21 protein-coding genes are annotated in these 22,682 nt (G+C 62.9%); 14 read left to right on the top strand and 7 right to left on the bottom strand.

Translation table 11 applies throughout. From position 1 onward, the window contains the following. Position 1 precedes the first annotated feature (1 nt). The 7 genes from bchY (at position 2) to pufM (ending at position 5,706) form a co-directional block, all read left to right on the top strand. Positions 2–1,576 carry a chlorophyllide a reductase subunit Y gene (bchY, locus tag C0456_RS04990; RefSeq protein WP_291049066.1) on the top strand — a complete coding sequence of 525 codons (1,575 nt, stop codon included), beginning with the start codon at positions 2–4 and terminating at the stop codon, positions 1,574–1,576. Continuing rightward, complete coding sequence (gene bchZ / locus C0456_RS04985) at positions 1,570–3,030, top strand: chlorophyllide a reductase subunit Z (RefSeq protein WP_291049062.1); 1,461 nt, start codon at positions 1,570–1,572, stop codon at positions 3,028–3,030. Before bchY ends, bchZ begins: the two co-directional genes overlap by 7 nt. A 35-nt stretch (positions 3,031–3,065) precedes the next feature. Further along, complete coding sequence (locus tag C0456_RS04980; protein ID WP_291049060.1) at positions 3,066–3,287, top strand: hypothetical protein; 222 nt, start codon at positions 3,066–3,068, stop codon at positions 3,285–3,287. Between the two features lie 117 nt (positions 3,288–3,404). Further along, positions 3,405–3,635, top strand: coding sequence for a light-harvesting antenna LH1, beta subunit (gene pufB / locus C0456_RS04975; RefSeq protein WP_291049057.1), 231 nt, complete (start codon positions 3,405–3,407; stop codon positions 3,633–3,635). A gap of 12 nt (positions 3,636–3,647) precedes the next feature. Further along, positions 3,648–3,830: a light-harvesting antenna LH1, alpha subunit gene (pufA, locus tag C0456_RS04970; RefSeq protein WP_291049055.1), complete on the top strand. Its 183-nt coding sequence runs from the start codon at positions 3,648–3,650 to the stop codon at positions 3,828–3,830. Positions 3,831–3,942: 112 nt separating this feature from the next. Beyond that, positions 3,943–4,770 (top strand): photosynthetic reaction center subunit L, encoded by an 828-nt coding sequence (pufL, locus tag C0456_RS04965; protein ID WP_291049053.1) that lies wholly within the window; start codon positions 3,943–3,945, stop codon positions 4,768–4,770. 12 nt (positions 4,771–4,782) lie between these two features. Next, positions 4,783–5,706, top strand: a complete 924-nt coding sequence (pufM, locus tag C0456_RS04960) for a photosynthetic reaction center subunit M (protein WP_291049051.1) — start codon at positions 4,783–4,785, stop codon at positions 5,704–5,706. An 18-nt stretch (positions 5,707–5,724) separates the two neighbouring features. On the opposite strand, the gene C0456_RS04955 is transcribed toward pufM, so the two are convergent. The 7 genes from C0456_RS04955 to C0456_RS04925 form a co-directional block, all read right to left on the bottom strand. Then, positions 5,725–6,027, bottom strand: a complete 303-nt coding sequence (locus tag C0456_RS04955; protein ID WP_291049049.1) for a hypothetical protein — start codon at positions 6,025–6,027, stop codon at positions 5,725–5,727. Further along, complete coding sequence (locus tag C0456_RS04950; protein ID WP_291049047.1) at positions 6,024–6,281, bottom strand: tryptophan-rich sensory protein; 258 nt, start codon at positions 6,279–6,281, stop codon at positions 6,024–6,026. The genes C0456_RS04955 and C0456_RS04950 overlap by 4 nt, the downstream gene beginning before the upstream one ends. Beyond that, positions 6,278–7,498: a geranylgeranyl diphosphate reductase gene (locus tag C0456_RS04945; protein WP_291049045.1), complete on the bottom strand. Its 1,221-nt coding sequence runs from the start codon at positions 7,496–7,498 to the stop codon at positions 6,278–6,280. The genes C0456_RS04950 and C0456_RS04945 overlap by 4 nt, the downstream gene beginning before the upstream one ends. Beyond that, positions 7,495–8,862 (bottom strand): BCD family MFS transporter, encoded by a 1,368-nt coding sequence (locus tag C0456_RS04940; RefSeq protein ID WP_291049043.1) that lies wholly within the window; start codon positions 8,860–8,862, stop codon positions 7,495–7,497. Before C0456_RS04940 ends, C0456_RS04945 begins: the two co-directional genes overlap by 4 nt. Further along, positions 8,859–9,758 carry a chlorophyll synthase ChlG gene (gene chlG, locus C0456_RS04935; RefSeq protein WP_291049041.1) on the bottom strand — a complete coding sequence of 300 codons (900 nt, stop codon included), beginning with the start codon at positions 9,756–9,758 and terminating at the stop codon, positions 8,859–8,861. Before chlG ends, C0456_RS04940 begins: the two co-directional genes overlap by 4 nt. Positions 9,759–9,826: 68 nt before the next feature. Beyond that, entirely contained in the window at positions 9,827–11,251 is a 1,425-nt protein-coding gene (gene ppsR, locus C0456_RS04930; protein WP_291049038.1) for a transcriptional regulator PpsR, read from the bottom strand. Positions 11,252–11,290: 39 nt separating this feature from the next. Continuing rightward, a complete protein-coding gene (locus C0456_RS04925; protein WP_291049035.1) occupies positions 11,291–12,184 on the bottom strand; it encodes a B12-binding domain-containing protein in 894 nt (297 codons plus the stop codon). Between the two features lie 420 nt (positions 12,185–12,604). Here C0456_RS04925 and bchF point away from each other — a divergent pair, with 420 nt between their 5' ends. From bchF to C0456_RS04890, 7 genes are read left to right on the top strand one after another with little or no spacing between them, the layout of a single operon-like run. Beyond that, a complete protein-coding gene (bchF, locus tag C0456_RS04920; protein WP_367179210.1) occupies positions 12,605–13,105 on the top strand; it encodes a 2-vinyl bacteriochlorophyllide hydratase in 501 nt (166 codons plus the stop codon). 26 nt (positions 13,106–13,131) lie between these two features. Then, the gene (locus C0456_RS04915) at positions 13,132–14,394 is read left to right on the top strand and encodes a ferredoxin:protochlorophyllide reductase (ATP-dependent) subunit N (RefSeq protein WP_367179212.1); all 1,263 of its coding nucleotides are present in this window, start codon (positions 13,132–13,134) and stop codon (positions 14,392–14,394) included. After that, a complete protein-coding gene (gene bchB, locus C0456_RS04910) occupies positions 14,394–15,932 on the top strand; it encodes a ferredoxin:protochlorophyllide reductase (ATP-dependent) subunit B (RefSeq protein ID WP_291049029.1) in 1,539 nt (512 codons plus the stop codon). The genes C0456_RS04915 and bchB overlap by 1 nt, the downstream gene beginning before the upstream one ends. Continuing rightward, on the top strand, positions 15,922–19,653 hold the full coding sequence (locus tag C0456_RS04905) for a magnesium chelatase subunit H (protein ID WP_291049027.1): 3,732 nt from the start codon (positions 15,922–15,924) through the stop codon (positions 19,651–19,653). The genes bchB and C0456_RS04905 overlap by 11 nt, the downstream gene beginning before the upstream one ends. Further along, entirely contained in the window at positions 19,650–20,549 is a 900-nt protein-coding gene (bchL, locus tag C0456_RS04900; protein ID WP_291049025.1) for a ferredoxin:protochlorophyllide reductase (ATP-dependent) iron-sulfur ATP-binding protein, read from the top strand. The genes C0456_RS04905 and bchL overlap by 4 nt, the downstream gene beginning before the upstream one ends. Next, positions 20,549–21,244, top strand: a complete 696-nt coding sequence (bchM, locus tag C0456_RS04895) for a magnesium protoporphyrin IX methyltransferase (RefSeq protein ID WP_291049023.1) — start codon at positions 20,549–20,551, stop codon at positions 21,242–21,244. The genes bchL and bchM overlap by 1 nt, the downstream gene beginning before the upstream one ends. Continuing rightward, on the top strand, positions 21,241–22,674 hold the full coding sequence (locus tag C0456_RS04890) for a BCD family MFS transporter (RefSeq protein ID WP_291049021.1): 1,434 nt from the start codon (positions 21,241–21,243) through the stop codon (positions 22,672–22,674). The genes bchM and C0456_RS04890 overlap by 4 nt, the downstream gene beginning before the upstream one ends. Positions 22,675–22,682: the final 8 nt, after the last annotated feature.

The raw sequence follows: 22,682 nt of genomic DNA, 5'->3' as shown, positions 1-22,682 counted from the left end.
CATGGCCGGCCAGCGTGTGACACTTCTCCAGAACCGGGACCGCGCGGCGCCGCCGAAGGTGGCCCCTGCTGAACCAGCATCGGCGCCGGCGGAAGCCTCCGGATGTCATGCGGGTAAGGACGAATTGCGCAAGGCCGCGGCAGCGGCTGGCAACAGCGAATTGCTCGACGGATATGCGAGGGATTATCCCCAGGGGCCGCACGACCAGCCTCAAAGCATGTGCCCGGCCTTTGGCTCGCTGCGGGTTGGCCTGCGTATGCGCCGGACGGCGACAATTCTGTCGGGATCGGCCTGCTGTGTGTATGGTCTGACATTCACGTCGCATTTCTATGGCGCCAAACGATCGGTCGGATACGTCCCCTTCAACTCCGAAACCCTGGTCACGGGAAAGCTGTTCGAAGACATCAAGGAAGCCGTCGAGAAAACCGCAGATCCCGAGAAATACGACACCATCGTGATAACAAATCTCTGTGTGCCGACAGCATCCGGGGTTCCGCTCCGTCTGTTGCCGGATGAAATCAACGGCGTCCGCATCATCGGCATAGATGTGCCGGGCTTTGGTGTGCCCACGCACGCTGAGGCAAAGGACGTTCTGGCAGCAGCGATGCTGTCCTACGCCCGGAAGGAGGCTGAGGCGGGTCCCGTCCGGCGGGCATCCGGCGATACCGCCAACCTGCCCAAGGTCACGCTTCTGGGGGAAATGTTTCCGGCAGACCCGGTTGTGATCGGCCGCCTGCTTGAGCCTCTGGGGCTTGCCGCCGGCGCCGTGGTGCCAACGCGCGAATGGCGCGAGCTTTACACTGCGCTTGATGGCGCCGTGGTTGCGGCGATCCATCCCTTCTATACAGCCTCCATTCGGGAGTTCGAGGCCGCTGGCAGGCCAATTGTAGGCTCCGCGCCGGTGGGCGCTGAAGGCACGGATGCCTGGCTCAAATCCATCGGGGAAGCCGCAGGCGTGCCCGCCTCCAGGATTGACGCTGCCCGCAACATGTTCGGGCGTATCATCGCTGGCGCGGTTGCGTCCAAGCCGATCCGGGGGCGGATTACACTTTCCGGATACGAAGGTTCCGAGCTTCTCGTGGCGCGGCTGTTGATCGAGAGCGGCGCGGATGTCCGCTATGTCGGCACGGCCCTCCCCAGGACGCGCTGGTCAGACCCAGACCGCGAATGGCTTGAGGCAAAAGGCGTACACATCCAGTTCCGGGCCTCGCTTGAACAGGACCTTGCCGCATTCCACGAGTTCCGCCCCGATCTGGCCATCGGCACGACGCCCATTGTGCAGAAGGCCAAGGAAGCGGCTGTTCCGGCGCTCTACTTCACCAATCTCATTTCCGCGCGCCCCCTGATGGGGCCTGCAGGCGCGGGCTCTCTGGCAGACGTGGTCAATTCAGCCATCGCGGGACAGGCGCGCTTTGACGAGATGAAGTCCTTCTTCGAAGGCGTCGGCACAGGCGATACCGCAGGCATCTGGCAGGGAAAGCCTGCAGCCCATGCCGAGTTCCGCGCCCATCAGAACCGCAAACTGGCGGCGCGTGCGCGCCAGGCTGCCAATCTGGAGGCACCCACAGGATGTTGATACAGGATCATGATCGGGCAGGGGGCTATTGGGGCGCGGTGTATGTGTTCACCGCCATCAAGGGCCTTCAGGTTGTCATCGACGGACCCGTCGGATGCGAGAACCTGCCGGTAACGTCGGTTCTTCACTATACGGATGCTCTGCCGCCGCATGAGCTGCCAATCGTCGTTACCGGGCTCGGCGAAGAAGAACTTGGTCAGCATGGCACCGAGGCGGCCATGAAGCGGGCGCGCGCGGTGCTGGATCCAGCCTTGCCGGCGGTCGTGGTCACCGGATCCATCGCAGAGATGATCGGGGGCGGGGTGACGCCGGAAGGGTCCAACATCCAGCGCTTCCTTCCGCGCACAATTGATGAGGATCAGTGGCAGAGCGCGGATCGCGCGCTCCTCTGGCTGTGGACAGAGTTCGCCCAGACCAAAGGCCGCAATCCGAAGAAGCCTGCGCGGAAAGAGGGCGCAAAGCCCCGGGTCAACATCATCGGCCCGTCCTACGGGATGTTCAACCTTGCTTCCGACCTCGCCGAAATCCGCCGGCTCGTCGAAGGCATTGGGGCAGAGGTCAATCTGGTCTTTCCGCTGGGCGCCCACGTGTCCGAAGTGCGAAATCTCCTGAATGCAGACGTCAATATCTGTATGTACCGGGAGTTTGGCCGCGCGCTCTGCGAAGCGCTGGAAACGCCTTATCTGCAGGCCCCGGTCGGCCTACACTCCACGACGCGTTTCCTCCGGACACTCGGCGAGCTGACGGGGCTTGATCCGGAGCCCTTCATTGAAGCGGAAAAGCATTCAACCCTGAAGCCGCTCTGGGATCTCTGGCGGTCAGTTACCCAGGATTTCTTTGCCACGGCAAGTTTCGGCATTGTGGCCAATGAGACGCATGCCAAGGGCCTTCGTAATTTCCTGGAGAATGATCTCGGCATCAGCTGCGCTTTCGGGTTCACCCGATCGGCCGGTCAGAAGACAAACAATGATGAAGTGCGCGCGGCCATTCATGCGGCGCCTCCGCTCGTCGTGTTCGGCAGCTACAATGAACGAATGTATCTTCAGGAAGTCGGCGCCAAATCGGTCTGGGTTCCGGCGTCCTTTCCAGGGGCGCTGATACGCCGGCATACGGGCACGCCCTTCATGGGATATTCCGGGGCGGTCTACATCGTTCAGGAATATTGCAATGCCCTGTTTGACGCGCTGTTCAATATCCTGCCGCTGGGAACCAGTCTCGACATGGCTGATGCGACGCCGGCGCGCGTCATGGCGGCGCAGGTTGTCTGGGATGATCAGGCCAGCGAAGCCCTGGATCACTATCTGGAGCGCCAATCCGTCCTGACACGGATATCGGCCGCCAAACGGATCAGGGATCATGCGGAGGCGGCCGCAGCCAAACACGCCGAAGGCCGGGTTACGGCAGATCTTGTTACCCGCACAGTGTTGGAAATTGAAAGGGGAAGGGCGGCCTGAATACAGGCGCCTGGCTCAAGGAGGAGATGAACATCATGGAAATTCGCAGCGCAGACATACTGGACTGGCGGGAACGCGACAAACGCAGCATGGCCTTCATGAAGCGCCTTCTGTTTCCTGTTCTCCTGCTCACCGCGCTCGCAGGACGAGTCTTTCCTGGAAGCCCTGGCAATGAACGCCGCAGAGGGATGTCAGTTGTCGCCGAGGCATCTGATTTGACCCACAGCATCGTTCCATGGTTTTACGTGTTCCGTTAGCGGAGCGTGTTGAGTGGAATTGAAGAGCTTTTGGCGTTCCGGAAAACCGGGCGTCAATTGGGCCGCGGCAGGGTGCTGCTGCGGTCATTGACCTAGGACCATGAACGGAGATTGTGAATGGCCGAAAATACAAATGAAAGGACTGGGTCGCTGACAGGGTTGACGGCATCCGAGGCCCAAGAGTTCCACAAGATCTTTGTAATGAGCTTCCTGCTCTTTACACTGATTGCAATTGTGGCTCACGCCCTGGTCTGGTCATGGCGACCCTGGATCCCCGGACCCGGCGGATATGCCATGATTGAAGATGGGCTGAGACTTGCGACATCATTCGTAAGTCTCAAAGGATAGGAGGACTGAGACATGTGGAGACTTTGGCTCCTTTTCGATCCCCGGCGCGTGCTGGTGGCTCTATCTGTTTTTCTTTTCGTGCTCGCGCTGCTGATTCACTTCATTCTGCTCAGTTCACCCCGCTTCAACTGGCTCGGCACTGCGCCGACAGCTGTGGCAGAGCTGACAGTCGAAGCCCCGGTTCAGCAAGCCTGACAGCGTTCCGGGCGGGTGGCTGACCATCCGCCCGGAATACACTTGCAATTCGAGTTGGGGCGTTGAAGTCCGCAGCAGCATAGCGGGCGGCGCCGGAGGATGGAGCTGCAACATGGCGCTACTAAATTTTGAACGAAAGTACCGGATCCGCGGCGGAACGCTGCTCGGAGGAGATCTGTTCGATTTCTGGATCGGCCCCTTCTATGTCGGATTCTTCGGCGTAACTGCCGCTTTCTTCGCCTTCCTGGGAACAGCCCTGATCTTCCTTGGTGCTTCGATGGAGGACACTTGGAACCCCTGGCTTATCAGCATTGATCCGCCACCCATAGAGTATGGGTTGCAACTTGCTCCGATGGCGGACGGGGGTATCTGGCAAATCGTAACGATCTGCGCCATCGGCGCATTTGTTTCCTGGGCCCTGCGTGAAGTCGAAATATCACGGAAGCTCGGCATGGGTCTGCACGTTCCGATTGCCTTTGGCGTGGCAATATTTGCCTATGTGACACTGGTGGTCATACGGCCCTTCTTGATGGGGGCGTGGGGTCATGGGTTTCCTTATGGCATCATGAGCCATCTCGATTGGGTTTCCAACACGGGCTATGCCTACGGAAACTTTCACTACAATCCCGCCCATATGGTGGCGATCACCTTCTTCTTCACAACCACACTCGCTCTGGCCCTGCATGGCGGTCTCGTCCTGTCGGCCACCAATCCCGGCCGCGGAAAAACCGTCAAAACCCCCGAGCACGAGAACGCGTTCTTCCGCGACTTCATCGGCTATTCGGTGGGCACCCTCGGCATCCACCGCGTGGGCCTCTTCCTTGCCCTTTCGGCGGGTATATGGAGCGCGATCTGCATTGTCATTTCCGGCCCCTTCTATGAGGGCTCCTGGATCGACTGGTGGAATGCGTGGAAGAACTTCCCGATCTGGCGCATGTAAAGGTCCAGTCCGATGACAGACTATCAGAATATTTTCACCCAAACCCAGGTCCGCGGCCATATCGACTACGGTGTGGTTGAGGGCCCCGGAGACGAGCCGCGCTATCGCATCACGTCGACAAGCCACCTTCTGGGGCGGATTGGGGATGCGCAGATCGGGCCTCTCTATCTCGGCTGGTCGGGCATTGCCTCGCTTCTGTGCGGGTTCATCGCGATCGAGATCATCGGTCTCAACATGTGGGCCAGTGTGGGATGGGATCCGATCAAGTTTTTTGGCCAGCTGCCCTGGCTGTCACTTGATCAGCCTCTTCCGGAACATGGACTCACCCTCTTCATGCCCCTGCATGAAGGCGGATGGTGGCTGATGGCGGGTTTCTTCCTGACGTCTTCCATCATTCTCTGGTGGGTGCGATCTTACCGGCGCGCGATCCAGCTTGGCCTGGGAACCCATATCTGCTGGGGCTTTGCCGCAGCCATCTGGCTTTACCTGGTCTGCGGCTTCATCCGTCCCGTGATGATGGGAAGCTGGTCGGAGGCGGTGCCCTTCGGGATATTCTCGCATCTGGACTGGACGAACAATCTGTCCCTGCTCTACGGGAACTTTTTCTACAATCCCTTCCACATGCTCTCGATTGCGTTCCTCTACGGGTCAGCGCTTCTGTTCGCGATGCACGCGGCAACCATTCTGGCGGTTGGCCGGTATGGCGGTGAGCGTGAGATCGAGCAGATCACGGACCGGGGGACAGCCTCGGAGCGGGCCGCGCTGTTCTGGCGCTGGACGATGGGCTTCAATGCCTCGATGGAGTCGATCCACCGCTGGGCCTGGTGGTTTGCCATCCTTTGCCCGATCACCGGCGGGATCGGCGTACTGCTCACCGGAACGGTTGTTGATAACTGGTTCCTGTGGGGCGCGGAGAATGGCTTTGCGCGCTTCTAAGTAGCTGAAACCTCTCAGCTATCCCAAACTTGGCCAGGTCCGCTCACAGGGCCTGGCCTTTTTTATGCGCTGCCAGGCCGCATGGATGAGCAGCAGATGTGTGACAAGGCTGCCCAGCAGGGGAAGGGCGATCACACCGCTGCTGCTGCCGGCAAGTGCCAATCGAAGCGCGCCCATCAGGAGGGCGCCGCTCGCCAGAAACCAGAAGGCCGGCAAGATCCAGCTGCGCGCCCCCGCCCGCAGGAGCAGCCAGGCCAACAGCAGAAACTCTCCGCCTACGGCAAGAATGATCAGATCGATATGAGCGGGGGTGATCGTCATGATCCTGCGCCGAAGGGTCCGTTGAGTTCAACAACCTTGTAATTGAGCCATCCCGCCGCTGCGGCAAGGGCAGCCAGCGTGTAGATGAGGGTCCAGGCCGGTGCGAACACCCAGTCAGGCGGATTGAGAGAAGACTTTTCAAGTCCCCGGTACCAGGCGTCGATCTTCGTCATGGATCCGCCGGCAAAAGCTGTGGGAAGCGCTGCGCCCGCCGCAATCAGAAGAGGCCGCCAGCGATGCTTTGCGAGGCTCACGATTCCCTGGGCCGGCTTGGCGAAAGGCCGAGCAGATGTGCGGTGTCCTTCAGGAATATCCGCAGGTGTGCCATGTGGTCCGGCTTGCTCAACCGCTTGTTGAGATAGGCGTCCCAGGTCAACCGCTGGACATCGCGGTCATTGCACATGGCCACAAATCCCTCCCGGCGCTTGTCGGAGCGATACCAGAAATGCTGCATGATCCCCAGGATCATGAACACCCGGCCATGCGCCTTCATGTATCTCTTGCGGGTTCCGGCCAGCGCGCGGGCATTGTTGGTTTCCAGAAATTCCTTCACCGAACTGGCCGCTTCCCGCCCGCCGAGCATGGCATAATAGATGCCCTCTCCAGAGGCTGGCGCGACGCACCCTGCGGCGTCCCCGGCGAGGATGACATCCCGGCCATTATCCCAGCGCTTGAGAGGTTTGAGCGGTATCGGCGCGCCTTCCTTCCGGATGAGCTGGGCTCCCTCCAGCCCGGTTTCCTTGCGCAGGGTACGGATGGCGTCACGCAGGGAAAATCCCTTCCGCGCGCTGCCGACGCCCACACTGGCCGTATCCCCATGAGGGAAGATCCAGGCATAGAAATCAGGCGACAGATGGCCCTGATAATAAATCTCGCAGCGATCCGGATCAAAGCCGTTTTCACCCGGCTGGGGTGAACGGATGATTTCATGATAGGCAAAGACACAGCGTGTCTCGCCGCCGCCCGGAATGGCCTGGGCCGCGACGCGGGAGCGCGCGCCGTCTGCGCCGATCACGCAACGTGCCCGCACGCGTAAAGCCGCGCCGCCCTCCTTGGGCTCATATTCGACAACCGCGACGCCGTCTTCATCGCGCAGAAAGCGGGTGAAGAAGCCGTCCCGGCGCTGCGCCCCGGCCTGCGCCGCGCGTTCCCGCAGCCATTCATCGAAATGCTCACGGTCCACCATGCCCACGGTCCCGCCCTGCACGGCCATATCCACGCTCCGGCCAGAAGGCGCGATCATCCGGGCATGGCTTGCCCGCGCCACAAGCAGGCTTGCGGGAATGTCGAAATCCTCGATCAGGCGCGGCGGGATGGCGCCGCCACAGGGTTTGATACGGCCGGATTTATCCAGCAGCAGCACGCTGCGCCCGGCCGATGCCAGATCATGCGCCGCCGTCGCGCCCGCAGGCCCGCCGCCCACAATGACCGCATCAAAAATGTGCGGCGTCTCCAGGTATGCCGGGCTCATGACTTTCTCCCTTCAGCCAGCCGGAATTCGCCTGCCGGAAGCAGGGGCACCCGCGAGGTATCACGAGATCCATAGGTCAGGCGCGCAGCCAGGCCGGCCGCCGCTACGAACAGCGCGCCTTCGACCGCAAACACAATCGAAAACGCCGAAACAGCGTCTGCAAAGATCAGGCGCGCAACATCAAGCGACACCGCCCCGGCAAGTCCCCCGAGGCCGAAGGCGATGGCCTGCGAGGCGCCCCACAGGCCCATCCTTGTGCCCTCCCGGGATGCGCGCCCCGTGCTGGCCAGCGTCATCATGGATCCGATGGCGGATACGGCAAAAACGCCATTGGCCACGCCAAGGGCGAGAATGTTTGGCAGGAGGGGCCAACTGGCGCCGAGCGTCTGGGTTCCGATGGCCATGGCCAGAAGGCTTGCCGCCGAGGCCAGGCACCCACCGATCGTCCAGGCGCGCATGAAGCCGGGGCGGGACTTGCCAGCCAGCGTTCCGGCCAGCGCCACAGCGATCATGCCAATCAGGGTGCCGATATTCTGTATGCCAGCAAGTTGGGTGGAGCCGCCGGCGCTGTATCCGTGCACGATCCCGGCGAAGGGCTCCAGGATCAGGTCCTGCGCGCTGTAGGCCAGCATCGACACGAAAACGAACACCGTAAACCGCCGCGCTTCGGGCTCATCCCATATCTCCGCCAAGGCCGCCCGGAAATCGATTGACCGGGGCTCTGGGGAAGGGGAGGCCGGGCGCGCCGGCGCTGCAGGTTCGAGCCGGAACAGAGCCAGGCCCGTGAGGGTCACTGCCAACATGCCGGTGCCTGCAGTCACGAGGATCAGCCGTTCGAAGGTGAAGGGTTTCAGCAACTGCCCGCCAATGCCGGCGGTCAGAATGAAGCCAGCGATCATCATGATCCAGACAATGGCGGCGGCGGCCGCTTTGCGTTCTGGCGGCGTGCGGATGGCAAGCAGGGCAAGCAGGTTCGTGCCTGCGGCGCCCACACCCACCCCTATCAGCCCAAAGGCGAGCAGGGAAAGGGCAAGTCCGGCGGCAAGGCTTGTCTGCATGAGCGCCGCCGAGATCGATGCCAGAACCGCGCCGGCTGCCAGGACGCTCATCCCGCCAAGGATCCAGGGAGACCGCCGCCCCCCGGTATCGGCGCCAAAGCCCCAGCGGGGGCGGGAGAGCTGCACAGCATAGTGCAGGCCGACCAGCAGGCCAGGAATGGCGGCGGCCAGGCCAAGCTCGACCACCATCACCCGGTTGAGGGTGGATGTCATGAGGATGACAATCGCGCCAAGAGAAGTCTGCACAAGCCCCAGCCGGAAAATGCCAAACCAGCCGAAGTTTGATGCAGGCAGGGCTGCGGTCATGAAAGGCTCCAGGGGGCAATGGCAAGGGCGCTGACCAGCATGCCGAGCACGTAAAGCGTGACCCCTGTGGAGCTGTACCAGATAGCCTTGCCGCGCGGGTCGGCCAGCAGGGCTCCCATCAGCCAGACCTGCGCGCCCAGAAGACCGGTAATGATACCGGCATGCACCGGCTTGCCCAGAATAATCAGCATAAGGATTACTGCCATCTGAGGTATGGCCATCATGACACAGGCAAGCCTTGCGGCACGTGCCGGTCCGAGCTGTACGGGCAGTGAGCGAACCCCCATCTGCTGATCGCCCTCGATGGATTTGAAATCATTGAGGGTCATGATCCCGTGGGCGCCAATCGAATAGCTGATGGCGAGGAAGAAAATGAAACCGTTCGGCAGGCCTCCCAGCATCACGGCGGCCCCGGTCAGCCAGGCTATGCCTTCATAGGAAAAGCCGACAGCTGCATTTCCCCACCAGCCATTGAGCTTCAGGCGCAGCGGCGGGGCGCTGTAGGCCCAGGCCAGGAAAACGGCGGCAACCGTCGCCATGAATGCCCAGAAGCCAAGCGCCAGTCCCAGCAGCAATGACAGCGCGGACCAGAGGATAGCGAGATAGAGGCCCCATTGTCCCGGTATGCGGCCGGAGGGGATTGGCCGGCCGGGTTCATTGATCGCATCGACATGCCGGTCAAACCAGTCATTGACCGCCTGGCTGGAGGCGCAGACCATGGGGCCCGCCAGCAACATGCCGCCCAGCAGCAGGTGAAGATTTCCCGGGAGGGGCTGGCCGCTCGAAACAGCGCCGCACATATAGGCCCACATCGCCGCAAACCAGGTGACAGGCTTGAAGAGTTCCAGAACTGCAGCGGGTTGCGGCAGTCGGTTTCCAACGGCGGTTGCAGGCATCCTGACCATGAGAAATCGTAAGATTGACACTCAATAGTGTCAACTCGATTTGACAAAATCAGATCAGATTATTCTTTGTCCTCGAAGCCGAACCGGTTCAGCTTTGAGTAAAGCCCCTGGCGGCTCAGGCCGAGGATTTCGGCTGCCGAGGCGCGGTTGTCATCGGTCAGACGAAGCGCCGCTTCGATGCAGAGCCGCTCGATCAGGGCGGTTGAATCCCGCACAATGTCCTTGAGCGGCATCCGGCCAACCAGGCTCGTGAGATGTTCAACCGATTTGGGCAGTTCTTCCCGGATCGGCGGCTCCGTATTCAGCCGGCGTCCGACATTGCGGATCGAAAATCCGTAAAGCGCGCGCCCGTCTTCGCCTGAATTGACGGCCGACACCTCAACTTCCTCCTCGGTCCCGAACCGGTCCCGCACGAGGGTGGCGAAATTGCGCGCTGACCCGTTTGTCCGGATTGCGGAGACCAGGACGTTCAGATCGGTCGTCGACCGGCCGAGATAATCGGCAAGCCGCGCGCCGGAAATCGCAGACCGGCTCATCAGCTGCGTCATGTTGATGAAGGCCTTGTTGGCCGTGATGATCCGCAGGTCGCCATCGGCAACGACAAAGCCGTCGGGAAGGTCTTCCAGAATGCTGAGCAGGGGCGCGCCCGCCATTTCCGGAATGATCGTATTGGTCTTCCGGTCCAGAATGCGGCAGATCACCCGGATCTCGCGGTTCTGCCGGAAGGTGTCGGCGAGCACTTTGAGTTTTTCGCCCTTGCGTCCGGTCACGGTCGTACAGCTGGCTTGTCCGTTCACGGCGGCTTGCGCGATCATGCGTTCCAGGGCGCGGGCGCTGGAGGGATCAAACAGGCTGGTCAGCGAGCCCTGGGCGATATCTTCAAGGCTGATCTGCAATTGGGTTGCGGCGGCTGGATTGGCGTCCTCGACGGTCAACCGGTCGGCATCCACGATCAGGATCGCCTCGCTGACGGCCTGGAAAATTGTGCGATACCGCGCCTCCGCCTGGCGCATCAGGGCATAATCATGCTCAAGCTCCTGCTGCACCTTGAGAAGGCGTTGCTGCAGCTCGGCCGCCGTCCGCAGATCCCGGCCAAGGGCGATCATCCGGTTGCCCTGCTTGGTGGCAACGGTGCGATAGGCAATCGGCAGTTCCTTGGTGCCCCCGGTCGGATGGTTCACCTGGCGGGCGGGCTGGGAGGGCTGAGAGCCCTGGCCGCTCAGGAGCGCTGAAATCTTGGGGCGGCTTTCCACCGTGACCGTATCGGCCCATTCCTTGCCGATCCAGCTTTCCACGACGCCGGACCGGCGAAGGTCCTCAAGGGATACCGATGCATCCCTGATTCGGCCGTCTTCGATGATAAGGGCAATGTCGGAAGCATTGACCACCAAAGCGGCAATAGTATCGGCATCCAGGCCCGAAAAGCTGTCTTCTGCGTCTCTAAAAGGCAGTCTGGTTGGGGATTGGTCCGACGTGGCTTCCATGTCTTTTTCCAGAAGCTGAAATTACGGTTGTATAAGCCCTTAGCAGTCACCCTTCGTGTTTGCCAACCTATTCCGTGCCAATTCAACCGCCGATGCCCCGTCATAAGCCAGCAGATCGGCGCCCACCTCTCCGGCTAGCTCGGGATGTTCGGAAAACAGGCGTCCGCCAACCATAATGATGGTTTCCGGATTGATGGAATTTGTACGGAGTGTCCGGATCGTGTCCGAAAGGTCCGACCGGTCCCGGTCGCACGCACAGGACAGCCCCACGACATTGAACGATTCCCTGGCCACCGCCGTGCGCAGCGTATCCGCGTCGCTCCCCGGTTCGCAGCGCACGAACCAGCCGTCACGGCGGAAGCTTTCGGCGACCATGAGTGCCCCAAACACGTGCTGATCGCCCGGCGCGCTGCTGACCAGGATGGAGTTGGCTGAGAGCGCCGCCTGTTTTGAAGAGGGCGCGCTCGCCTCGCTGACCTGATGAAGGATCTCGTGCAGGCGGCAGAGGGCGATGGTCACGTCGGTGAAGGTGGCGAGGTCTTCAGTCCAGTATTCGCCGAGCCGCCGCGCAGACCATGCCAGAAGATCGACAAAGACGGACTCCACAGGTGTGCCGCGCGCAATGAGCCCCCTGGCCAGCGCCGCGGCTTCGGCGGCGCCGCCCTGCAGCACATGCTCAAGGAACACTTCCCTGTCGGCGTCCGAAATGGGGTGGGGTAAGAGCGAAGGGGCAGGGCGGGTTCGTTGATAACTCTGCCTGGCGAGGACGAGCCTCGGGATGATCTCCGCCTGTATGGCGGTGAACACCTGCTCAGCCCGCACCGATTGGCCTCCCGGGCCCTGCGCCCAGTAATTTATCAGGTTACCGAAGCTGGCGAGTTCCTTGCCTCCGGAGTTTCCGGTGGTGCTCTCCCTGTCGCGTTCCAATGACACTTGTGCCTCCCAATAATGGACGGGCAGTGCGGGCTTGTGATCGCCGCTTCTGAACATCCTTCGAGTTGAAACCACACGAACCGTCCGTGTAGAAACATTTTTTGAATTTCTGCTCGATCATTCCAGAACGAGCGCGCGCTGGGGAGGAAGCGAGACCCGGGGAGGCAGTTGGCAGGCGCGCCCTGACTTGTGTTCTTGGCGTTTCAGTTGGCGCGTACTTGGGTCCGCAGGGCATTATAGTCCTCGACCAGACGGAACTTCCAGCTCCGCTTTGGCTTGCATCTCATTCTCTCTCTTATTGAGCGATCTGTAAAGCGCGAACTTGTAAATTCAAATTGACGTAAACGTTCGTTGACACTCTGCCGCTCGCTGATATGTTCTTCCGATAAACAGGGAATGGGAGCGGCGGTTCAGAGCGCCATGTTGAAACAACCCATCAGACAGGGGAGGAGTGTGGCGATTTATACGCGCGAACAACGCCTGCGCCGCGACGCCTCACGCTGGACCCTGGTTCAGGCCATCCTTGCGCCGATACAGTTTCTTGTTTTCCTCTGCAGCACGGGTCTGGTGGCCTATTATTTCCTCACCGGCAGCGGTCTCGCCATGGCGACGGCCTCCGTGGTTCTGAAGACATTCTGCCTCTACGCCATCATGATCACTGGCGCGATCTGGGAGAAAGAAGTCTTCGGACAGCATCTCTTTGCTCCGGCTTTCTTCTGGGAAGATGCCGTCTCCATGATCGTCATTGCTCTGCATACGGCCTACATCGTGATGCTGCTCGGCCGGATGGGGTCGCCTGAAACCCAGCTTTGGGTCGCACTCGCGGGCTATCTCGTTTACGTCATCAATGCTGGACAATTCCTCTGGAAGCTCCGGCTGGCGCGCCTTGAGCCTGTCGCCAGAATGGAGGCGGCGTCATGACGACCCTCCTCCCGCGCGCAGGGGCGATGCGCCCTGGTGACTTGCCTGCGTCTGTGCCTGTGCTGCGCGAACGGGGGCAGCGGGAGGTTTTCTGCGGGCTCACCTCGATCATGTGGCTCCACCGCAAGATCCAGGATGCCTTCTTCCTCATCGTCGGCTCGCGCACCTGCGCCCATCTCATGCAGTCGGCGGCGGGCGTGATGATCTTTGCCGAGCCGCGATTTGCCACTGCCATCATTGAAGAGCGCGATCTGGCCGGCATGGCCGACATGAATGAGGAACTCGCCCGCACCGTGGCGCGCCTGCTGGAGCGCCGGCCGGACATCCGCCTGCTCTTCCTCGTCGGGTCCTGTCCTTCGGAGGTCATCAAGCTCGACCTTGGCCGCGCTGCCGAGCGGCTCTCTCAGGTACACGCGCCGCATGTGCGTATCCTGAATTTCTCCGGCAGCGGCATCGAAACGACCTTCACGCAAGGGGAAGATGCCTGCCTGGCGGCCCTTGTGCCCAGCCTGCCGGAAACGCTTCCCGGCGCGCCTTCGCTGCTGATTGCCGGCGCGCTGGCCGATGTCGTGGAAGACCAGTTTTGCAGGCTGCTTGAGCAGCTTGGCATTGCAAATGTCAGCTTCCTGCCGGGCCGCAAGGCTGGCGAGATGCCCGCCGTGGGCCCTGGCACACGCTTCCTCCTGGCGCAGCCCTGGCTGAAGGATACCGCACGCGCCCTGGAAGACCGGGGCGCCGTGCATCTGCCCGCGCCATTCCCTCTGGGGGCTGAAGGCACCACCGCCTGGCTGAAGGCGGCGGCAGATGCCTGGGGTGTCAGTGCCGCGCGCTTTGCGGCGGTCACCGATATGCCGCGTGCCCGCGCCACCCGCAGTCTTCAGCGCTATCTGCCATTGCTGTCTGGCAAATCGCTTTTCTGCTTCCCTGATTCACAGATCGAGATTCCGCTGGCACGGTTCCTGTCGCGCGAGGCGGGCATGGAAATCTGCGAAGTCGGCACCCCTTATCTTCACGCCTCGCATATGAAGCCTGAGCTCGACCTGCTCGGCGCGGATGTCCAGCTCAGCGAAGGGCAGGATGTCGACCGCCAGATGGACCGCTGCCGCGCTGCGCGGCCAGACGTATCGGTCTGCGGCATGGGCCTCGCCAATCCGCTCGAGCGGGAAGGCCTGACCACCAAATGGTCGATCGAACTCGTATTCACACCCATTCAGGGCTACGACCAGGCAGGCGATCTCGCCGAGCTGATCGCCCGGCCCCTGATGCGGAAGGGGAGGCTCGCGGTCTGATGCAGCTTACAGTCTGGACCTATGAAGGCCCGCCGCATATCGGCGCCATGCGCGTCGCCACCGCGATGACCGGCCTGCACTACATCCTCCACGCGCCGCAGGGCGATACGTATGCAGATCTTCTCTTCACAATGATCGAACGGCGCGGTCAGCGCCCGCCGGTCACCTACACAACCTTCGAGGCCCGGGATCTTGGCAGCGATACGGCCGAGATATTCAAGCGCGCCGCCGTCGATGCGGTCGAGCGTTTCCAGCCCGAAGCGATCATTGTCGGGGCCTCCTGCACCGCAGAGTTGATCCAGGATGATCCCGGCGGCCTTGCCCGCACGCTTGGCCTTGATGTGCCGGTCATTCCGCTGGAGCTGCCCTCCTATTCCAAGAAGGAAAACTGGGGCGCGTCGGAAACCTTTTACCGGCTGGTCAGGGGGCTGGCCCAGCCGTCGCTGCGGCCCAAGAAGAACGGCGCCGGCCGGCCAGTCTGCAACATTCTCGGGCCCACGGCGCTCGGCTTCCGCCACCGGGATGATGTGCGCGAGATCACGGGTCTTCTTGCCCATTGCGGCATTGCCGTGAACATCGTCGCCCCGCTGGGCGCCTCGCCGTCCGAGTTGCAATTCCTGCCCGTGGCTGATTTCAATGTCGTCCTCTATCCGGAAATCGCCGAAGCCGCCGCGCGCTATCTGGAGAAAGAGTTCGGCCAGCCCTACACCCGCACCATTCCGATTGGTGTGGGCGCAACGGAAGACTTTGTCGCCGAAGTCTGCGCGCTCGCGGGTGTTCCGGCGCCCGACCTGTCGGACTATTTGAGCAATCTCCCCTGGTGGTCGCGCTCGGTGGATTCCAACTACCTCACCGGCAAGCGCGTCTTCGTGTTCGGGGACGCCACCCACGCCATCGCCGCCGCCCGGGTGGCGGCGGAAGAACTTGCTTTCACGGTCGTGGGGATCGGCACTTACAGCCGTGAATTTGCCCGCCCGGTCCGCGAAGCTGCCGCTGCTCATGGCGTGGAAGCTCTGATTACGGATGACTATCTGGAAGTGGAAGCGGCCATTACGGCGCTGCAGCCCGAACTCATCCTCGGCACGCAGATGGAGCGCCATATCGCCAAGCGGCTCGGCATTCCCTGCGCCGTCATCTCCGCGCCGGTCCATGTGCAGGATTTCCCCGCCCGCTACGCCCCGCAGATGGGGTTTGAGGGCGCCAATGTCCTCTTCGACACATGGGTGCATCCGCTGCTGATGGGGCTGGAGGAACATCTTCTCGGCATGTTCCGGGATGATTTCGAATTTCATGATGAAGCCGGCGCGTCCCATCTGGGTGGCCATGCGGCGGTGCCGCAGGAAACCGCGCCAGCTGCGCTGGAAGTGGGTGTTCCCACCCTCGTCTGGACCCATGACGCGGAAAACGAACTGAAGAAGATCCCATTCTTCGTGCGCGGCAAGGCCCGGCGCAATACCGAAGCCTTTGCCCGGGATCAGATGCTCGACACCGTCACCCTCGACATCCTTTACGATGCAAAGGCGCGTTATGGCCGATAGTGGCGCCCCCCGGAACCAGACACAAGTCCGTGTCGTGATCATCTCGCTGGATTCCCATCTTGGCGCCGCGATAACCCGCGCCGAAGACGTGCTGCGCCGCCAGATCCCGGGCCTGAAGCTCGCTTTCCACGCTGCCTCGGAGTGGGACCGCAAGCCCGGCGCCCTGCAGGCGGCCAGGGACGATATCGCCTCTGCCGATTTCATCCTCGCCTCGATGCTGTTCCTTGAGGACCATATCCGCGCCATCATGCCGGACCTTCTGGCCCGGCGGCCGGCCTGCGACGCGATTGTCGGCTGCATGTCTGCGGCTGAAGTCGTCCAGCTCACGCGGCTTGACCGGTTCGACATGTCAAAGCCCGCCTCTGGCCCCATCGCGCTGATGAAGCGTCTGCGTGGGTCCGGAGATAAGGCCAAAGCCGGCGAGAAGCAGCTGCGCACCTTGCGCCGCCTGCCCAAGATCCTGCGCTTCATCCCCGGCGTGGCCCAGGATGTCCGTTCCTATTTCCTGACGATGCAATACTGGCTTGCCGGGTCGGAAACGAACATCGTCAATGCCGTCCGCTACCTCATTGACCGCTACGCCGCCGGCCCCCGCGCGCATCTGCGCGGCACCCTCAATCCTCAGCCGCCGGAAGAATACGCCGAAACCGGGCTTTACCATCCCCGCATCTCGCCCCGCATTGCCGAGCGGCTGGAAGCCTTGCCGAAAGCGCCGGCCGGTCAGCCTACCGTCGGCCTTCTGGTCATGCGCTCCTACATCACATCAGGCGACACGGCCCATTATGACGGCGTCATCGCGGCGATGGAGGCGCAGGGGCTGCGCGTCATTCCCGCCTTCGCCAGCGGGCTGGACGCGCGCAGCGCCATCCGGCGCTATTTCATGAAAGGCGACCGCCCGGCGATTGACGTTCTGGTCTCGCTCACCGGCTTCTCCCTCGTCGGCGGGCCTGCCTTCAATGATGCGGAGGCCGCCGTCGACACGCTCAAGGCACTGGACGTGCCGTATATCTGCGCCGCCGCCTCGGAGTTTCAGTCCCTGTCAGACTGGGGCGCCAATCCCAAAGGGCTCACCCCCGTTGAAACCACCATGATGGTCGCCCTTCCGGAGCTTGATGGCGCCACGGGGTCCATCGTCATCGGCGGGCGCGCCGATCACGGCACGCAGTGCACCGGATGCAGCCGCAACTGCCAGTTTGCCGAGAATGGCCGCAGGATGCAGGCATGCCCCGAAAGGGCAGGGATGCTGGCGGCCCGGGCCGCCAGGCTGGCCGCGCTGAAGCGGAAGCCGGCTGCCGATCGCCAGGTCGCCATCACGCTCTTCAACTTTCCTCCCAATTCGGGCGCCGCAGGAACCGCCGCGCATCTTGCCGTGTTTGAGTCGCTGCACAACCTGCTCGCCGGCATGGCGCGCGATGGCTACCGCGTCGACGTTCCGCCCAGCGTGGACGCGCTGCGCGACGCGCTGCTGGAGGGAAACCGGGAACAGTATGGAACCGATGCCAATGTCGCGGTCCACATTCCTGTCGCAAGCCATGTCCGCCGTGAAGCGCGCCTGGCCGAGATTGAAGCCCAGTGGGGCCCCGCGCCTGGCCGTCAGTTGACGGATGGCCGCTCCCTCCTGGTTCTCGGGGCGCGGTTTGGAAACGTGTTTGTCGGTCTCCAGCCAGGCTTTGGCTATGAGGGCGACCCGATGCGGCTCCTCTTCGAGAAGGCCTTCGCCCCTACGCACGCCTTTGCCGCCTATTATACCTGGCTGCGGGAAGATTTCGCAGCCGATGCTGTCGTCCACTTTGGCACCCATGGCGCCCTGGAATTCATGCCCGGAAAGCAGGCGGGCCTCTCCGGCAGCTGCTGGCCCGATTATCTGATCGGCAATCTGCCGAACATCTATTTCTACGCCGCCAACAACCCCTCCGAAGCCGCCATCGCCAAGCGCCGCGGCAATGCCACCATCGTCAGCTATCTCACGCCGCCCGTCGCCGAGGCCGGCCTCTATAAGGGCCTGTCGGATCTCTCCGATACGATCAACCGCTGGCGCCAACTCGCGCCGGACCGGGAGACTGAGCGCGCCGATCTCGAAGCGCTGATCTTCAGCCTTGCCGCAGAGCTGGACCTTGCCGGCGAGACACCCGCACCGGCGCCGCAGGCAGCTATTGAAAAGATCCGTCTCCGGCTCATGGAGATTGAAGGCGCGCTCATTCCCGAAGGCCTGCATGTGGCCGGGCGGGCGCCAGACCGGGCCGCGATGCAGGGCCTGCTGTCCGCCATGCCGGAAGGGCCGGGGGAAACCGCGCTGAGCGAGCCGGTTATCCGCGCCATCGCCGAGGGAGAGGCGCCCGCCGCCATTGCGCAGCGTTTCTGCATCGACCCCGCCCATCCTGGGCTTGCCCGTCTTTCCCGCGCCCGCCGCCTGATGACGGAAGATCATGAGCTGCCCGCCCTCCTGCATGCGCTGGAGGCGGGCTATATCCCGCCTGTGCCGGGCGGCGATCTTATCCGCACACCCGAAATCCTGCCCGCCGGGCGCAACATTCATGGCTTTGATCCCTTCCGCCTGCCCAGCGCCTTTGCGCTCGCCGATGGCCGCCGCCAGGCAGACAGGCTCCTCGCCCGTCACGTCTCCGATACCGGCGCGCTTCCGTCTGCCATGGCCATGGTTCTGTGGGGTACGGACAATCTGAAAAGCGAAGGCGCCCAGATCGCCCAGGCCATGGCGCTGATGGGCGCGGCCCCCCGGTTTGACTCCTATGGCCGGCTCTGCGGGGCCGAGCTGGTGCCGCTTGAAACCCTCGGCCGCCCCCGCATTGATGTCATGGTCACGCTGTCTGGCATCTTCCGCGATCTTCTACCCCTTCAGGTGCGCATGCTGGCGGAAGCCGCCTTCGCGGCTGCCAGCGCGGACGAGCCTCTGGAGCAGAACTTCCTCCGCGCGCATGCGCTCGCCTGCCAGCAGCGCTTCGGCGTGGATCTTGAAACCGCCGCTCTGCGCGTCTTCTCCAATGCCGAAGGCGCCTATGGCGCCAATGTGAACATGCTGGTCACGTCCGGCGCCTGGGACAAGGAAGACGAACTCGCAGACACCTATTCCCACCGCAAATGCTTCGCCTATGGCCGCAATGGCATCCCCACCGCCCAGCCGGATGTTTTCCGCAGCCTGCTGGAAGACGTGGAGCTTGCCTATCAGAACCTCGAATCGGTCGAGACGGGCCTCACAACCATTGACCACTATTTCGATACGCTGGGCGGCATAACCCGCGCCGCCACCCGCGCGCGGGGCGAAGAACTCAAAGTCTATGTCGGCGACCAGACGCGCGGCGATGGCATCGTCCGTACGCTGGCAGAACAGGTCTCGCTCGAAACGCGCACGCGCACGCTGAACCCGAAATGGTATGAAGGCATGCTGCGCCACGGTTATGAGGGCGTCCGCCAGATCGAATCCCAGGTCACCAATACAATGGGCTGGTCGGCCACCACAGGTCAGGTTGCCTCCTGGGTTTACCAGGAAATGACGCAGACCTTCGTGCTGGATGAAGCGCTGCGCCGCCGTCTCATGGAACTCAATCCCGCCGCCACCGCAAAGGTGGCCGGGCGCCTCATCGAGGCGTCGGAACGCAATTACTGGGCGCCGGACCCGGAGACGCTCGCCGCGCTCCATGCCGCCAGCGCAGAAATCGAAGACCGCCTCGAGGGGATTTTCCCCGCACAAGGAGCCGCCGCATGACCTCACTCACCCTCAACAGGCCCGGTGCCCGCCATCAAGACGGCGAGGGGAGCGTGCAGGTAAAGCTCGATGCCCGGTTCGATACGGGCCATGCCAAGATATTTGCCGTCTACGGAAAAGGCGGCATCGGAAAATCCACCACCTCGTCAAATCTCTCGGCGGCCTTCTCCAAGATCGGCAAGCGCGTGCTGCAGATCGGCTGCGATCCCAAGCATGATTCCACCTTCACGCTGACCAAGCGCCTGATGCCGACGGTCATTGATGTGCTCGAATCGGTCGAGTTCCATTCCGAAGAGCTGCGTACGGAAGATTTTGTCTTTCAAGGCTATAACGGCGTCATGTGTGTCGAGGCCGGCGGCCCGCCGGCGGGCACAGGCTGCGGCGGCTATGTCGTCGGGCAGACGGTCAAGCTCCTGAAAGAGCATCGCCTTCTGGAAGACACCGATGTGGTCATCTTCGATGTGCTCGGCGATGTGGTCTGCGGCGGCTTTGCCTCCCCGCTCCAGCATGCCGAACGCGGCCTGATCGTGACGGCAAATGATTTCGACTCGATCTTCGCAATGAACCGCATCATGGCCGCCATCCGGGCCAAGTCCCAGAATTATGCTGTCCGCCTCGGCGGCGTCATCGCCAACCGCAGCAAGGCAACCGACGAGATCGACCGCTATTGCAACGCCACCGGCATGCGCCGCATCGCCCACTTCCCGGACCTTGATGTCATCCGCCGCTCGCGCCTGAAGAAGTCCACCATCTTCGAGATGGATGCCTCGCCGGAGCTTGCCGCCGTGCAGGAAGAATATCTGCGCCTGGCTGCCGCGCTCTGGCTGGGCAGCGATCCTGTCGATGCGATCCCGATGAAGGACCGCGAAATTTTCGATTTTCTGGGGTTTGACTGATGGATACTGCCTACCACACCCGGCGCATGGAGCTGCAGACCTATTTCGGCGACACCGCTGCGGCTGCCTGGGAAAAGCTCACCTCCGCCGCCCCTGTCAGCGGCATCCGCGCCGCCGTGCGGGCGGGGCGTGAGGCGATGCACGAAACCATCCTCTCCTGGCTCCCCGAAGACCTGACCGGCCGAACCGTGCTCGATGCGGGCTGCGGCACGGGCACCTTCTCGGTCGCCGCTGCGGGCCGGGGGGCAGAAGTCCTCGCCATCGACATCGCCGGCCCGCTCGTGGAGATCGCCGCAAACCGCCTCGCCGATCCCCAGCTCATACCGCGCATCACCTGGCGGGTAGGGGACATGACCCATCCTGACCTTGGCGTCTTCGATCATGCCGTCGCCCTCGATTCCATGATCCATTATGAAGAAGCCGATATGGAAGCGATGGTCTCGCGCATCCTGCCGCGCATCCGGCGCAGCCTGATCCTCACCCATGCCCCCCGCACCGCGCTGCTCAGCGCCATGCATGCGGCTGGCAAGCTTTTCCCCCGGTCAGACCGCGCCCCGGCCATCATTCCCGTTTCCGGCGCCAGCCTCGCCCGCCGCATCGAGCGCGCCTCGGGCGGCGCCTTCCGCGTGGCCCGCCGCCAGCGCATCAGTTCGGGGTTCTATTTCTCCGAAGCCATGGAGGTCGTGCGCGCATGAAGCCCCAGCGCCGCCCCATTTCAGAGGTCTGGACAGCGGTTGGCAGCCGCTTCCTGCCCTTTGCCGATGCGGCGAGCGACACGCTTCCGCTCGGCCGGCTGCTGCGGCTCTCCCTGTTCCAGGTGTCGGTGGGCATGGCCATGGTGCTGCTCACCGGCACCCTCAACCGCGTCATGATCGTCGAGCTCGGCATGCCCGCCTGGCTGGTGGCGCTCATGGTGGCGCTGCCGCTGGTGTTCGCGCCGCTGCGCGCCCTGATTGGCCACCGCTCGGACATGCACAAATCCGTCCTCGGCTGGCGGCGCGGCCCGTATATCTGGTTCGGCTCGATGTTCCAGTTCGGCGGCCTCGCCCTGATGCCCTTCGCGCTGATCCTCCTCTCGGGGGATAGCACCGGCCCGGCCTGGGTCGGCCCGGCAGGCGCCGCGCTTGCCTTCCTCCTAGTCGGCGCCGGCATCCACATCACCCAGACCGCCGGTCTCGCCCTGGCCAGCGATCTGGCTACGGATGAAACCCGCCCCCGCGTGGTCGCGCTTCTTTATATCATGCTGCTCTTCGGCATGCTGGTCAGCTCCATCGTCTTCGGCTGGCTGCTGCATGATTTCAATACCATGATCCTGATCCAGGTGATCCAGGGCGCCGGCGTCGTCACGATGGCGCTCAATCTGATCGCCCTCTGGAAACAGGAAACCCGCAACCGCGCGCTGACAGACCCCGCCCGCGTGCGCCCCGCTTTCGGCGAAACCTGGCGCCGCCTCGTTGCCGATGCCACCACCGCCCGCCTTCTGGCCGCCTCCGGCCTCGGCGTCGCCGCCTTCAGCATGCAGGACGTGCTGCTGGAGCCCTACGGCGCTGAAATGCTCGCCATGACCGTGTCGGAAACCACCCGGCTCACGGCCCTCTGGGCGCTGGGCGCGCTGCTCGGTTTTGCGCTCTGCTCCCGCCAGCTCAGCCGGGGAGGGGAGCCCCACCGGCTTGCCGGCCTCGGCGCGGTTGCGGGCATTGCCGCCTTCGCGTTGATCATCCTGGCGGAACCCATGGGTGTCATGGGCGTGTTCCTTATGGGGGCCTTCCTGATCGGTTTTGGCGGCGGTCTTTTTTCCGTCGGCACGCTGACAGCCATGATGGCCATTGCCCGGCGCCATGAAAGCGGCATTGCGCTGGGCGCCTGGGGCGCGGTGACGGCCACGGCCACCGGTGTTGCCGTCTCCCTCGGCGGCGCGCTGCGTGACATCATCAACCGTCTGGGGGCGGAGGGCCATCTTGGCCCCGCCTTCGCCGGTCCGGCCGCGGGTTACACCACGGTCTATGTGCTCGAAATTTTCCTCCTGTTTGCAACTCTCGCTGTGGTTGGCCCGCTCGCCCGCCATTCTCTCACCAGTTCCACACCCCAAGCCACAAAGTTTGGTCTGGCAGCCTATCCAGGCTGACCCGTCCA

The organism is Hyphomonas sp. (assembly GCF_013823385.1).
Classification (GTDB): Bacteria; Pseudomonadota; Alphaproteobacteria; order Caulobacterales; family Hyphomonadaceae; genus Hyphomonas.
The sequence above is the reverse complement of the archived record's forward strand: the minus strand, read 5'-3'. Positions and strand labels throughout refer to the sequence as shown.

Bases quoted from the DNA above. Each gene is read 5' to 3' on its own strand.
- C0456_RS04980 (WP_291049060.1), top strand. From the start codon at position 3,066: ATGGAAATTCGCAGCGCAGACATACTGGACTGGCGGGAACGCGACAAA.
- bchZ (WP_291049062.1), top strand. From the start codon at position 1,570: ATGTTGATACAGGATCATGATCGGGCAGGGGGCTATTGGGGCGCGGTG.
- ppsR (WP_291049038.1), bottom strand. From the start codon at position 11,251: ATGGAAGCCACGTCGGACCAATCCCCAACCAGACTGCCTTTTAGAGAC.
- C0456_RS04905 (WP_291049027.1), top strand. From the start codon at position 15,922: ATGGCCGATAGTGGCGCCCCCCGGAACCAGACACAAGTCCGTGTCGTG.
- bchB (WP_291049029.1), top strand. From the start codon at position 14,394: ATGCAGCTTACAGTCTGGACCTATGAAGGCCCGCCGCATATCGGCGCC.
- C0456_RS04890 (WP_291049021.1), top strand. From the start codon at position 21,241: ATGAAGCCCCAGCGCCGCCCCATTTCAGAGGTCTGGACAGCGGTTGGC.
- pufL (WP_291049053.1), top strand. From the start codon at position 3,943: ATGGCGCTACTAAATTTTGAACGAAAGTACCGGATCCGCGGCGGAACG.
- pufA (WP_291049055.1), top strand. From the start codon at position 3,648: ATGTGGAGACTTTGGCTCCTTTTCGATCCCCGGCGCGTGCTGGTGGCT.
- C0456_RS04940 (WP_291049043.1), bottom strand. From the start codon at position 8,862: ATGACCGCAGCCCTGCCTGCATCAAACTTCGGCTGGTTTGGCATTTTC.
- chlG (WP_291049041.1), bottom strand. From the start codon at position 9,758: ATGCCTGCAACCGCCGTTGGAAACCGACTGCCGCAACCCGCTGCAGTT.
- bchL (WP_291049025.1), top strand. From the start codon at position 19,650: ATGACCTCACTCACCCTCAACAGGCCCGGTGCCCGCCATCAAGACGGC.
- C0456_RS04915 (WP_367179212.1), top strand. From the start codon at position 13,132: ATGCGCCCTGGTGACTTGCCTGCGTCTGTGCCTGTGCTGCGCGAACGG.
- C0456_RS04945 (WP_291049045.1), bottom strand. From the start codon at position 7,498: ATGAGCCCGGCATACCTGGAGACGCCGCACATTTTTGATGCGGTCATT.
- bchY (WP_291049066.1), top strand. From the start codon at position 2: ATGGCCGGCCAGCGTGTGACACTTCTCCAGAACCGGGACCGCGCGGCG.
- C0456_RS04955 (WP_291049049.1), bottom strand. From the start codon at position 6,027: ATGACGATCACCCCCGCTCATATCGATCTGATCATTCTTGCCGTAGGC.
- bchM (WP_291049023.1), top strand. From the start codon at position 20,549: ATGGATACTGCCTACCACACCCGGCGCATGGAGCTGCAGACCTATTTC.
- pufB (WP_291049057.1), top strand. From the start codon at position 3,405: ATGGCCGAAAATACAAATGAAAGGACTGGGTCGCTGACAGGGTTGACG.
- pufM (WP_291049051.1), top strand. From the start codon at position 4,783: ATGACAGACTATCAGAATATTTTCACCCAAACCCAGGTCCGCGGCCAT.
- bchF (WP_367179210.1), top strand. From the start codon at position 12,605: ATGTTGAAACAACCCATCAGACAGGGGAGGAGTGTGGCGATTTATACG.